Origin of the sequence: Pseudomonas protegens CHA0 (genome assembly GCF_000397205.1) — a bacterium.
GTDB lineage: Bacteria > Pseudomonadota > Gammaproteobacteria > Pseudomonadales > Pseudomonadaceae > Aquipseudomonas > Aquipseudomonas protegens.
Window position 1 is genome coordinate 2519893 of sequence record NC_021237.1, and the last position, 12037, is coordinate 2531929.

10 protein-coding genes are annotated in these 12037 nt (G+C 66.1%); 8 read left to right on the forward strand and 2 right to left on the reverse strand.

What is annotated here, in order from left to right; genetic code table 11:
* Positions 1-448: 448 nt before the first annotated feature.
* Complete coding sequence (locus PFLCHA0_RS11395) at positions 449-1108, reverse strand: pentapeptide repeat-containing protein (protein WP_015635015.1); 660 nt, start codon at positions 1106-1108, stop codon at positions 449-451.
* A gap of 78 nt (positions 1109-1186) precedes the next feature.
* Positions 1187-3082: a quinoprotein ethanol dehydrogenase gene (exaA, locus tag PFLCHA0_RS11400; RefSeq protein ID WP_015635016.1), complete on the reverse strand. Its 1896-nt coding sequence runs from the start codon at positions 3080-3082 to the stop codon at positions 1187-1189.
* A gap of 253 nt (positions 3083-3335) precedes the next feature.
* Between exaA and pedF the strand changes: the two genes are divergently transcribed.
* The 8 genes from pedF to pqqB all read left to right on the forward strand — a co-directional run bounded on the left by pedF (position 3336) and on the right by pqqB (position 11626).
* Positions 3336-3797 carry a cytochrome c-550 PedF gene (pedF, locus tag PFLCHA0_RS11405; protein WP_041752128.1) on the forward strand — a complete coding sequence of 154 codons (462 nt, stop codon included), beginning with the start codon at positions 3336-3338 and terminating at the stop codon, positions 3795-3797.
* Between the two features lie 5 nt (positions 3798-3802).
* Positions 3803-4678 carry a substrate-binding periplasmic protein gene (locus PFLCHA0_RS11410; protein WP_041752130.1) on the forward strand — a complete coding sequence of 292 codons (876 nt, stop codon included), beginning with the start codon at positions 3803-3805 and terminating at the stop codon, positions 4676-4678.
* An 8-nt stretch (positions 4679-4686) separates the two neighbouring features.
* The gene (locus PFLCHA0_RS11415; protein ID WP_015635018.1) at positions 4687-5451 is read left to right on the forward strand and encodes a quinoprotein dehydrogenase-associated SoxYZ-like carrier; all 765 of its coding nucleotides are present in this window, start codon (positions 4687-4689) and stop codon (positions 5449-5451) included.
* Between the two features lie 35 nt (positions 5452-5486).
* Positions 5487-6416, forward strand: coding sequence for a quinoprotein relay system zinc metallohydrolase 1 (locus PFLCHA0_RS11420; RefSeq protein WP_015635019.1), 930 nt, complete (start codon positions 5487-5489; stop codon positions 6414-6416).
* Between the two features lie 323 nt (positions 6417-6739).
* Positions 6740-8515, forward strand: a complete 1776-nt coding sequence (gene pedH, locus PFLCHA0_RS11425; RefSeq protein ID WP_015635020.1) for a PQQ-dependent alcohol dehydrogenase PedH — start codon at positions 6740-6742, stop codon at positions 8513-8515.
* A gap of 267 nt (positions 8516-8782) precedes the next feature.
* Complete coding sequence (exaC, locus tag PFLCHA0_RS11430; protein ID WP_015635021.1) at positions 8783-10303, forward strand: acetaldehyde dehydrogenase ExaC; 1521 nt, start codon at positions 8783-8785, stop codon at positions 10301-10303.
* 275 nt (positions 10304-10578) lie between these two features.
* The gene (gene pqqA / locus PFLCHA0_RS31185) at positions 10579-10650 is read left to right on the forward strand and encodes a pyrroloquinoline quinone precursor peptide PqqA (RefSeq protein ID WP_011060521.1); all 72 of its coding nucleotides are present in this window, start codon (positions 10579-10581) and stop codon (positions 10648-10650) included.
* A gap of 61 nt (positions 10651-10711) precedes the next feature.
* On the forward strand, positions 10712-11626 hold the full coding sequence (gene pqqB / locus PFLCHA0_RS11435; RefSeq protein WP_015635022.1) for a pyrroloquinoline quinone biosynthesis protein PqqB: 915 nt from the start codon (positions 10712-10714) through the stop codon (positions 11624-11626).
* Positions 11627-12037: the final 411 nt, after the last annotated feature.

The window sequence follows — 12037 nt, forward strand, 5'->3', positions numbered from 1 at the left end:
TTACGCGCTGTTCGTAGGAGCCGGCTTGCCGGCGAAGAGGCCCGTGAGTCATGCAGCGTCTGGGCGGACGTCTTCGCTGGCAAGCCAGCTCCTACAGGAGGTGGTGGGAGGGACGCCCCATTCCATCTTCAGGCCGGCCGCAACGCCGCCGTCAGATTTTGCTTTTGCTTTTGATCTGCCTGCCCCCTTAGACACGATGGCCGAACGCAGGCATTGAGCCGTGGGTAACCCGGCAGGGATGCCGGGTTAGCCGCCACCCGGCCATGGATGGCCGGTGGCGGCGGCCCACGGAGCAATGCCGGAGTGAGGGCATGCCGAGCCTAGGCGAGGCACCGAGTGGAGGGGCAGAAGCGTTTTGCTCACCTTTTGCGCTTTTCAAAAGTGAGTCGCTGTAAGAGCGAAACCCTAAGTGGCCGTGACCGCAGCAACGGATATGTACACAGCCCCCTCACTTATCCCAACTCCCCGGACACCCCTGGCACCCCTCCATATTGGCATCCTGAAAATTCCCATAGTGCTGCCGCGCCCCGCGCAGGTCGGCTCCTTCCAGATTGCTCTCGCCAAACTTCGCTTCCTGCAGATTGGCATCGCTCAGATCGGCCCCTTGCAGATCCGCCTTGCTCAACCAGGCCATCTCCAGGTCCGCCGCCCGCAGTTTGGCCTGGTGCAGCTTGGCCCCGGACAGGCGGGCAAATTGCAGATAGGCCGCGCTGAGGTCGGCTTTTTCGAATTGCGCGCCCTGGGCAAACAGGCCCCAGCCCTGGATCGCCATCAGCTTGGCGTCGGTGAAGTCCGCCAGCCGCAGGTTGCTCTGTTGCAGGCTGGCGCGGGTCAGGTTGGCGCCTTGCAGGCGGGCCTTTTCCAGGTTGGCCAGGTCCAGTTGGGCGTGGCGCAGGTCGGCGCCGGAGAGGTCGGCGCCGGCCAGGTTCATCTTGCGCAGGTCCTGGTTGGCGAGGTTAGCGCCACGCAGGTTGGCGCCGGGGCATTGGCTGGATTCGGCGATCAGGCAGCCGTTGACGGTCAGCGGTACATCGTTGCCGTCGTCGTCGACATTCATTGCCAAGGCGGGGGAGAGGCCCAACAGCAGGGCCAGGGGCAGGTAGTTCATGGTGCGATTCTCCAGGCAGGAGTGAAGGCGGGTGTGGCGAGGAAGCGGGCTCCCTCGCCACAGACAAGGCGGGGATGATCAGCGTTGGGCGGTCTTGTTATCCCAACTCGGGATCTTGAACACCCAGAACGAGCCGCCTTGGGCCACCGGCTTGGTCAGTTCGGCCATGTCGCCGCCCCACAACGGCACCGCGCCGCCGTAGCCCACGGTCACGCCGATGTACTGCTCGCCATCCTGTTCCCAGGTGATGGGCGGCGAGACGATGCCGCTGCCGGTCTGGAATTTCCACAGCTCCTTGCCGGTCTTGGCGTCGAAGGCCTTGAAGAAGCCGTCGCCGGTGCCGGTGAACACCAGGTTGCCCTTGGTCGCCAGGACGCCAGCCCACAGCGGCAGGTGTTCCTTGTGCTCCCAGACCAGCTTGCCGGTGGTCGGGTCCATGGCGCGCAGGGTGCCGACGTGGTCGTCGTACATGCGCTTGATACGGAAACCCATGCCCAGGTAGGCCGAGCCTTTCTTGTAGTTCACTTCCTCGGTCCAGTACTCCTCCTTCCACTGGTTGCCGGGGATGTAGAACAGCCCGGTGTCCTGGCTGTAGGCCATGGGGTTCCAGTTCTTGCCCCCCAGGAACGGCGGCGAGACTTCCACCGGCTTGCCCTTGGTTTCACCCGGCAGCGGCTTGGCCGGACGCTGGCCTTCGTTTTCCACGGGGCGGCCGGTCTTGAGGTCGATGTGGCTGGCCCAGGTGATGTTGTCGACGAAGGGGAAGGCGTTCTGCAGTTTGCCGTTGTTGCGGTCCACCACGTAGAAGAAGCCGTTGCGGTCGGCGTGGCCGGTGGCCTTGACCACCTTGCCGTCCTTGCCCTTGTAGTCGAACAGCACCAGTTCGTTGTTGCCGGAGAAGTCCCAGGCGTCGTTCGGCGTGTGCTGGTAGAACCATTTCACTTCGCCGGTGCTCGGGTCGACGCCGACCTGGCCCGAGGTGTACAGGCTGTCGTAGTCGTGGGGGTTGCCGTCCTTGGCGGTGCGCGCCCAGGTGTTCCACGGCCCGGGGTTGCCGGCGCCGACGATGATGGTGTTGGTTTCGGCATCGAAGCTGGCGCTCTGCCAAGGGGCGCCGCCGCCGTGGCTCCAGGCTTCGACCTTGCCGGTTTCGGTGGTCTTGTCGTCGGGCCAGGACGGCGCCTTGACGTCGCCGGTGGGGGTGCTGTCCTTGCCGTTCAGGCGGCCCATGTGGCCTTCGACGAAGGGCCGCATCCACACCTCTTCGCCGGTCTCCGGGTCGCGGGCGAACAGCTGGCCGACCACGCCGAATTCATCGCCCGAGCTGCCGTGGATCAGCAGCACCTTGCCGCTGGTCTTGTCCTTGATCAGCACCGGGGCGCCGGTCATGGTGTAGCCGGCGCTGTGGTCGCCGAACTTCTTGTTCCACACCACCTTGCCGGTGTTCTTGTCCAGGGCGATGACCCGGGCGTCGAGGGTGCCGAAGTAGATCTTGTCGCCGTAGATCGCCGCGCCGCGGTTGACCACGTCGCAGCACGGGCGAATGTTGTCCGGCAGGCGGTGGTTGTAGGTCCACAGGCGCTTGCCGGTCTTGGCGTCCAGGGCGAACACCCGGGAGTAGGAACCGGTGACGTAGACCACGCCGTCGCGGACGATGGCCTGGGATTCCTGGCCGCGCTGCTTCTCGTCGCCGAAGGAGTAGGACCAGGCCGGGGTCAGCTTGAACACGTTCTTGTCGTTGACCTGGGCCAGGGGGCTCCAGCGCTGGGCGTTGGTGCCCATGCCGTACTGCAGCACGTCCTTGGTGGTCAGGTGGTCGTTGGCGATGTCTTCCCAGGTCACGTTCTTGCCGGCAGGTGCCGCCGGGGCGGTGGCCGCTGTGGCCGCCGCGCCCAGGGACAGGCTGCCGGCCAGCAGCAGGGCCTGGACGGCAAGGCTCAGGGGGGAGAGGGCGGGTAGCGATCTTATTGTCATGGTTGCGGTTCCCAGTGGAGGTTTTGGCCTGACTAGGGTCTGCCGCGCGAGGCGCTTTGAGATACGGAAAAAGTCCCGCCCTTGCCGGGAATAGTTCCCGGGCGGCACCTGATTTAGGCCCGCGCCACAAGCCCTACTACCAAGGGAGTAGGGCGCGGCCACCAAAGCAGCATACGGCCGCCCGCCGGCTGTTTCTAAGATGGCGCCATGGCCTCTGTAGCGAGGTCTTGCGTGCAATCTTGAGGGCATAACAATGACAACAAAACGCAACGCCTTGCTCGTGGTAGGGCTGCTGACCGGTGCCTTGGCCACCGGTGCTGTGTGGGCCCATGGCAACGTGGTGCCCCAGGCGGTGGAGACCAAGGGCCTGACGCCGATCAAGGACGCCGGGGTGAGCGTCGATGGCGACGGCTGGGCTTCGGTCAACCCGTACCGCACCTCGCCCGAGCACGACAAGGCGGTGGAAATCGGCGCCTCGGCCTACAACCAGAACTGCGCGGCTTGCCATGGCCTGGAAGCCAAGTCCGGCGGCATCGCCCCGGACCTGCGCATGCTCGACGCCGGCGAAGCCGGGGATGAATGGTTCGTCGAACGGGTGCGCCACGGCGCGGTGCGCGATGGCCGGGTGTACATGCCGAAGATGGCCGACTACCTGAGCCAGGAAGCCCTGTGGGCGGTGCGCACCTACCTGGACAGCGTGCGCGTCGAGGAGTGATCGCCATGGGCCGCTTCGCCCTGTTCCTGGCTGGCCTGCTGCTGTGTTGCGCCACGGCCCAGGCCGAGGTGCGCAACTACGACACGATGATCGCCTCCGGTGAGTTGAAGGTGGCGGTGTACCAGGATTTTGCCCCCTACAGCTTCGAGGACCAGGGCCAGCCGCGGGGCGTCGATGTGGAGCTGGCGCAAGCCCTGGCCGAGGCCCTGGGGGTGCGCCTGCAACTGATCTGGGCGCCCCCCGGGGAGAAGCTCGACGACGATTTGCGGGACTACATCTGGCGCGGAAGCCCGCTGCGCCACCAGCAGTTGGCCGACCTGATGATGCGCGTGCCCTACGACCACGACTACGCGCAAAAGCGCAACGAACTGGGGGAGCTGGCCAACGATCACGTGGTGATGTTCGGCCCCTATCAGGAGGAGCGCTGGCAGGTGGCATTCGACCGCCGCCGGCTGGATTCGGTGGCCAGTGTCGCGGTGTTCCAGGAGCACCCCATTGGCGTCGAGGTGGACAGCGTGCCGTCGTTCTACCTGACTTCGGTGTTCAACGGCATGCTCAGTGCCAAGACCCACCATTACCCCAGCGTGCAACAGGCGTTCGGCGCCTTGCGGGCCGGGCAGGTGGACGCGGTGATGGCCATGCGCGGCGAGATTGACTGGCAGTTGCATAAGGCCGCTGATCCGCAGTTGGCCCTGGCGGAAAACGCCTACCCGAACATGGGCAAGCAGGTGTGGGAGATCGGCATGGCGGTGCATGAAAGCAACCGCCAGCTGGCCTATGCCGTGGAAGAGGCCCTGGAAGGGCTGATCCGCGACGGTCGCCTGCAGGCGCTGTACGCCCGTTATGGCCTGCGTTACGAGGTCCCACAGATGTATCAATAGGAGCTGCGATGAACTGGCGAGCGACCTGTCTGCTGGCGTGCTGGCTGCCCTTGGCGACCCCGGCGCTGGCCGCCGATCCCCAGGCCCCGGACCCGGTGCCCTCGGTGATGTGGGCCTTCTACCACAAGCAACTGCTGGGGGACGCGGCGTTCGTCTTCGATGACCGGGTCAAGCTGCTGGCGCCGCCCTTTGCCGAGGATGCGCGGCAGGTGCCCCTGGAAATCGACGCCCGGGCCTTCAGCGGCGACGTGGTGCGCATCCTCGCCTGGGCCGAGCTCAACCCCTTGCCGCGCATTGTCGATTTCGAACCGGGGGAGCGAGTGCTGCCGTGGCTGTCGATCCGCATCCGCATCGAGCAGGCCACGCCGCTGCGCGCCGCAGTGCTGACCCGCGATGGCCTGTGGCACGTGGGCTCGACCCTGATCGATGCCGCAGGTGGCGGCTGCACCGCCCCCAGCGTGGTGCGCACCCAGCCCGGCTGGGAAGAGCACATCGGCGAAGTGCTGGGCGGGCGTTACCCCCGGGGGGATGTCAGCCGCCTGCGCTTGCAAGTGTCCCACCCGATGGACAACGGCCTGGTCAGCGGCATTCCCGAGTTCTTCCTCAACCACGCCGAATTGCGCGACCAGAACGATCAGCGCCTGGCCAGCCTCGAACTGTTCCCGGCGGTCAGCGAAAACCCCAACCTGGGGTTCGATATCCAGGGGCCGGGGCAGACCCGCTTGCTGTTGCGCGACAACAGCGGCAACCAGTTCGAGGCCAGGCTGCCCTGACCGCATCCTTTGACCCACCCGAGCCGAGGCGCGCCATGCGTTGGATCCTGCTGTTGCTGCTGTGCCTGGGCCTGCCGGCCCGGGCCGACCTGGACTATCAACTCAAGCCCCGGCAGATCGCCGCGGGCACCTGGCTGCTGGAAGGCAGCACCGACAATTTCGCCAAGGCCAATGGCGGCAACATCGTCAACACCGGCTTCATCGTCACCGACAGCGGGGTGGTGGTGATCGACAGCGGGCCGTCGAAACGCTACGGCGAAGCCTTGCGCCGGGCGATTGCCGCCACCACCGACAAGCCGGTGATCCAGTTGCTGCTGACCCACCATCACCCCGACCATGTGCTGGGCAACCAGGCCTTTGGCGATGTGCCCATCGGCGCCCTGGCCGGCACCAGCGACCTGCTGCGCCAGCAGGGCGAGGGCATGGCCGAGAACATGTACCGCATGGTCGGCGACTGGATGCGCGGCACCGAGGTGGTGCTGCCGACCCAGGTGCTTGAGCCCGGGGTGCTTGAGGTGGGCGGGCATCGCTTGCGCTTGCTGGGCCTGAGTGGGCACACCGGCGCTGATCTGGCGATTCTCGATGAGAACACCGGGGTGCTGTTTGCCGGTGACCTGGTGTTCTACGAGCGCGCGCTGACCACCCCCAACAGCCCGGGGCTCGGGGTCTGGCTCAAGGACCTGGACACCTTGCAGGCCCTGCCATGGAAGCTGATCGTGCCTGGCCATGGCCCGGTGGCCAGCGATACCGCGCCCTTTGCCCAGATGCGGGACTACCTGGGCTGGCTGGACGGGTTGATGCGCGACGGCGCGGCCCAGGGCGACGACATGGCGGAGATGATCCGCCGCCCGATCCCCGAGCGTTTTGCCGGCATCAGCCTGACCCGCTATGAGCTGATCCGCAGCGTCAGCCACCTGTACCCGCGTTACGAACGCCAGCGCCTGCAGCGTATCGACGGCCTGTAGGAGCCGGCTGGCCGGCGAAGGCGGACTTGCTGGGCCTCTTCGCTGGCAAGCCAGCTCCTACGGTAGGCAGGTACATCGCGAGGGCTTTGTAGGAGCCGGCTGGCCGGCGATGGCGGTCTTGCGGGCCTCTTCGCTGGCAAGCCAGCTCCTACGGTGGGCAGGGACAGCTTGTGGGGTTTTGTCGGCGTTGGCGGCCGCTCCTGTACCAAGGAACTAGAAAACTCCGCACTGCGGGCAATTGTTGGCAGGCAGGCCGGGACCAAGAATTCCGGGCAGACCGGGAAAATTTCCCGGGAACAACAATAACCGCCGAGGTAGCCGTCATGACCCAACCCCCACGTCGTCCCTTTTTCGCCGTGAGCCTGGTGCTCAGCGCCATGCTGCTGTCCAGCGCGGCCCTGGCCGCCGTCACCGATGAAGAGATCCTCCAGGACCCGAAGAACCCGCAGCAGATCGTCACCAACGGCCTGGGCGTCCAGGGCCAGCGCTACAGCCCGCTGGACCTGCTCAACGTTGATAACGTCAAGGAGCTGCGGCCGGTCTGGGCCTTCTCCTTCGGCGGCGAGAAGCAGCGCGGCCAGCAGGCCCAGCCCCTGATCAAGGACGGGGTGATGTACATGACCGGCTCCTACTCGCGGGTGTTCGCGGTGGACGCGCGCACCGGCAAGAAGCTCTGGCAGTACGACGCGCGCCTGCCGGACGACATCCGCCCGTGCTGCGACGTGATCAACCGCGGCGTGGCGCTGTACGGCGACCTGGTGTTCTTCGGCACCCTGGACGCCAAGCTGGTGGCCCTGAACAAGGACACCGGCAAGGTGGTGTGGAGCAAGAAGGTCGCCGACCACAAAGAGGGTTACTCCATCAGCGCGGCGCCGATGATGGTCAACGGCAAGCTGATCACCGGGGTCGCCGGCGGCGAGTTCGGCGTGGTCGGCAAGATCCAGGCCTACGACCCGAAAAACGGCGAGCTGCTGTGGATGCGCCCCACCGTGGAAGGCCACATGGGCTACGTGTACAAGGACGGCAAGGCCATCGAGAACGGCATTTCCGGTGGCGAGGCGGGCAAGACCTGGCCGGGTGACCTGTGGAAGACCGGTGGCGCGGCGCCGTGGCTTGGCGGCTACTACGACCCGGAAACCAACCTGCTGCTGTTCGGCACCGGCAACCCGGCGCCGTGGAACTCCCACCTGCGCCCTGGCGACAACCTGTATTCCTCGTCGCGCCTGGCCCTGAACCCGGACGACGGCACCATCAAGTGGCACTTCCAGAGCACCCCCCACGACGGCTGGGACTTCGACGGCGTCAACGAGCTGATCTCCTTCAACTACAAGGAAGGCGGCAAGGAGATCAAGGCCGCCGCCACCGCCGACCGCAACGGCTTCTTCTACGTGCTCGATCGCACCAACGGCAAGTTCATCCGCGGCTTCCCCTTTGTCGACAAGATCACCTGGGCCACCGGCCTGGATAAGAACGGCCGGCCGATCTACAACGAGGCCAGCCGCCCTGGCGCCCCGGGTAGCGAAGCCAAGGGCAGCTCGGTGTTCGTCGCCCCGGCCTTCCTCGGCGCCAAGAACTGGATGCCCATGGCCTACAACCGCGACACCGGGCTGTTCTATGTGCCGTCCAACGAATGGGGCATGGACATCTGGAACGAAGGCATCGCCTACAAGAAGGGCGCGGCGTTCCTCGGCGCGGGCTTCACCATCAAGCCGCTGAACGAGGATTACATCGGCGTGCTGCGGGCCATCGACCCCATCAGCGGCAAGGAAGTCTGGCGCCACAAGAACTTCGCGCCGCTGTGGGGCGGGGTGCTGACCACCAAGGGCAACCTGGTGTTCACCGGCACGCCTGAGGGCTTCCTCCAGGCGTTCAACGCCAAGACCGGCGAGAAGGTCTGGGAATTCCAGACCGGCTCCGGGGTCCTGGGCTCGCCCGTGACCTGGGAAATGGACGGCGAGCAGTACGTCTCGGTGCTCTCCGGCTGGGGCGGCGCGGTGCCGCTGTGGGGAGGCGAAGTGGCCAAGCGGGTCAAGGACTTCAACCAGGGCGGCATGCTCTGGACCTTCAAGCTGCCCAAGGATCTGGTGAGCAAACGCTGATCGTAGGCGCCACCGCAATGTCCCTGCCTACCGTAGGCGCCAGCTTGCTGGCGAAGAGGCCCGCAAGAGCGCCATCGCCGGCAAGCCGGCTCCTACAGGCCGGTCTGCCGCTTCATTCCCGCCTCGGTGCGGGGTGGGCGGAGGCAATCAACCTACGACCAAATGACGAGAGCCCCCCTGCCAACGATGCATTCGTCCGGCACGCGGGGCTCTCTACCATCGAGCCATCGCCTGTCGTGGACAGGCATCGACCAGCAGAGGCCCAGCATGATCTACGCACAACCCGGAACCCCAGGCGCCGTCGTGTCCTTCAAGCCACGCTACGGCAATTTCATCGGTGGCCAGTTCGTGCCGCCGGTGGACGGCCAGTACTTCAGCAACACCTCGCCGGTCAACGGTGAGGTGATCGCCGAATTCCCGCGCTCCACTGCCGCGGACATCGACAAGGCCCTGGACGCCGCCCATGCCGCCGCCGATGCCTGGGGCAAGACCAGCGCCCAGGACCGTTCGCTGGTGCTGCTGAAGATTGCCGACCGCATCGAGCAGAACCTGGAGATCCTCGCGGTCAGCGAAACCTGGGACAACGGCAAGGCCGTGCGCGAAACCCTCAACGCCGACGTGCCCCTGGCCGCCGATCATTTCCGCTACTTCGCCGGTTGCATCCGTGCCCAGGAAGGCGGCGCCGCAGAGATCAACGAACTGACCACCGCCTACCATTTCCACGAACCCCTGGGCGTGGTCGGGCAGATCATCCCGTGGAACTTCCCGCTGCTGATGGCTGCCTGGAAACTCGCCCCGGCCCTGGCCGCCGGCAACTGCGTGGTGCTCAAGCCCGCCGAGCAGACCCCGCTGTCGATCATGGTCTTCGCCGAGCTGATCGCCGACCTGCTGCCGGCCGGGGTGCTGAACATCGTCCAGGGCTTTGGCCGCGAAGCCGGCGAGGCCCTGGCCACCAGCAAGCGCATCGCCAAGATCGCCTTCACCGGCTCGACCCCGGTGGGCTCGCACATCATGAAATGCGCCGCCGAGAACATCATTCCGTCCACCGTCGAACTGGGCGGCAAGTCGCCGAACATCTTCTTCGAAGACATCATGCAGGCCGAACCCAAGTTCATCGAAAAGGCCGCCGAAGGCCTGGTGCTGGCGTTCTTCAACCAGGGGGAAGTCTGCACCTGCCCATCCCGGGCCCTGGTCCAGGAGTCGATCTACGAGCCGTTCATGGCCGAGGTGATGAAGAAGATCGTCAAGATCAAGCGCGGCAACCCGCTGGACACCGAGACCATGGTCGGCGCCCAGGCGTCGCAGCAGCAGTACGAGAAGATCCTCTCCTACCTGCAGATCGCCCAGGAGGAGGGCGCCGAGCTGCTCACCGGTGGCGCCGCCGAGCTGTTGGAAGGTGACCTGGCCAGCGGCTATTACATCCAGCCGACCCTGCTCAAGGGCCACAACAAGATGCGCGTGTTCCAGGAAGAGATCTTCGGCCCGGTGGTGGGCGTGACCACCTTCAAGGACGAAGCCGAGGCCCTGGCGATCGCCAACGACAGCGAGTTCGGCCTGGGCGCCGGGCTGTGGACCCGCGACATCAACCGCGCCTACCGCATGGGGCGGGCGATCAAGGCCGGCCGCGTGTGGACCAACTGCTACCACCTGTACCCGGCCCACGCCGCGTTCGGTGGCTACAAGAAATCCGGGGTGGGCCGCGAGACCCACAAGATGATGCTCGACCACTACCAGCAGACCAAGAACCTGCTGGTGAGCTACGACATCAATCCCCTGGGCTTTTTCTAAGGGCAACAACAGGCGCGGGGGTTGGGTGCCACCGCGCTTGTGCGGGACGGACACGGGGAGGGCTCATGGGTGGGCACCTCCCCGTGTGCGTTGTGGGCGCAGCACCGCCAACCCTGTAGGAGCCAGCTTGCTGGCGAAGAGGCCCGCAAGACCACCCCCATTTCCCCCTACCAACGCACCCCGCCGGTTCGTCCCAAAGTAGCATTCGGCCCCCGCGCTCCCCGTGCATTAATGCCTTTACCGGAATCCCCCGGCACAACAAGAGGCTTGACCCCATGTGGCATAAACCCGCGTACACCGACCTGCGTATCGGCTTTGAAGTGACCATGTACTTCGCCAACCGCTGAGCCGTCCCGCTCCGGCCGGTACTGGTGTCGGCCGGAGCCTTTTGCCCTTCAGGAGCACCTCATGCATATCCGCATTCTCGGGTCCGCGGCGGGGGGCGGTTTTCCCCAGTGGAACTGCAACTGCCGCAACTGCGCCGGCGTGCGCGACGGCAGCCTGCGCGCCCGGCGCCGCACCCAGTCGTCCATCGCCCTGAGCGACCATGGCAGCGAGTGGATCCTGTGCAACGCCTCCCCGGACATTCGCCAGCAGCTGGAGTCCTTTCCGGTGCTGCAACCGGCCCGACAGCTTCGGGACACCGCCCTGGCCGGGGTGATACTGCTGGACAGCCAGATCGACCATTGCACCGGCCTGCTCAGCCTGCGCGAAGGCTGCCCGCATCAGGTCTGGTGCACCGAGATGGTCCACCAGGACCTGTGCAGCGGCTTCCCCCTGTTCAACATGCTCAGCCACTGGAACGGCGGCTTGCAGTGGCAGCCCATCCACCTCGATGGCCGGGAATTCAGCCTGCCGGCCTGCCCGGACATCGCGCTGCGGGCGATTGCCCTGCGCAGCAGCGCGCCGCCGTATTCGCCCCATCGCGGCAACCCGCACCCGGGGGACAATATCGGCCTGTTCATCGAGGACCGGCGCAGCGGCGCCAGCCTGTTCTATGCCCCGGGTCTGGGGCAGGTGGATGAGGCCCTGCTGGCGTGGATGGAGCGCGCCGATTGCCTGCTGGTGGACGGCACCTTGTGGCGCGACGATGAAATGCGCGTCTGTGGCGTCGGCGACAAGCTGGGCAGCGAGATGGGCCATCTGGCGCAAAGCGGCCCCGGCGGCATGCTTGAGGTGCTGGAGCGCTTTCCCCGGGCGCGCAAGGTGCTGATCCACATCAACAACACCAACCCGATCCTCGACGAGGACTCCGCCGAGCGCGCCGAACTGACCCGCCGCGGCATCGAAGTGGCGCATGACGGCATGGACATCCATCTCTGACGCCACCCGGTCCCTGTAGCCGCTGCCGAGCCCGCGAGGCTGCGCAAAGGCCCGCAGGGCCTTGCCTGACCATCTCCCGCCAAACCCGCAGCGACCTCAAGAGCGCCGCGGCCCTTCGTGCCGTTCGCAGCCTGCGGCAGCGGCTACACCAACCTCGGATCGACACTGGCCCTGTAGCCGCTGCTGAGCCCTGGCGAAGCTGCGAAAAGGCCCGCAGGGCCTTGCCTGGCGATCACCCGCCAAACCCGCAGCGGCCTCAAGAACGCTGCGGCCCTTCGTGCCGTTCGCAGCCTGCGGCAGCGGCTACACCAACCTCGGATCGGCACTGGCCCTGTAGCCGCTGCTGAGCCCTGGCGAAGCTGCGAAAAGGCCCGCAGGGCCTTGCCTGACCATCTCCCACCGAACCCGCAG

What these genes read in the sequence shown, in the direction of transcription:
- PFLCHA0_RS11395 (WP_015635015.1), bottom strand. Translation starts at nt 1,108, where the DNA reads ATGAACTACCTGCCCCTGGCCCTGCTGTTGGGCCTCTCCCCCGCCTTG.
- exaA (WP_015635016.1), bottom strand. Translation starts at nt 3,082, where the DNA reads ATGACAATAAGATCGCTACCCGCCCTCTCCCCCCTGAGCCTTGCCGTC.
- pedF (WP_041752128.1), top strand. Translation starts at nt 3,336, where the DNA reads ATGACAACAAAACGCAACGCCTTGCTCGTGGTAGGGCTGCTGACCGGT.
- PFLCHA0_RS11410 (WP_041752130.1), top strand. Translation starts at nt 3,803, where the DNA reads ATGGGCCGCTTCGCCCTGTTCCTGGCTGGCCTGCTGCTGTGTTGCGCC.
- PFLCHA0_RS11415 (WP_015635018.1), top strand. Translation starts at nt 4,687, where the DNA reads ATGAACTGGCGAGCGACCTGTCTGCTGGCGTGCTGGCTGCCCTTGGCG.
- PFLCHA0_RS11420 (WP_015635019.1), top strand. Translation starts at nt 5,487, where the DNA reads ATGCGTTGGATCCTGCTGTTGCTGCTGTGCCTGGGCCTGCCGGCCCGG.
- pedH (WP_015635020.1), top strand. Translation starts at nt 6,740, where the DNA reads ATGACCCAACCCCCACGTCGTCCCTTTTTCGCCGTGAGCCTGGTGCTC.
- exaC (WP_015635021.1), top strand. Translation starts at nt 8,783, where the DNA reads ATGATCTACGCACAACCCGGAACCCCAGGCGCCGTCGTGTCCTTCAAG.
- pqqB (WP_015635022.1), top strand. Translation starts at nt 10,712, where the DNA reads ATGCATATCCGCATTCTCGGGTCCGCGGCGGGGGGCGGTTTTCCCCAG.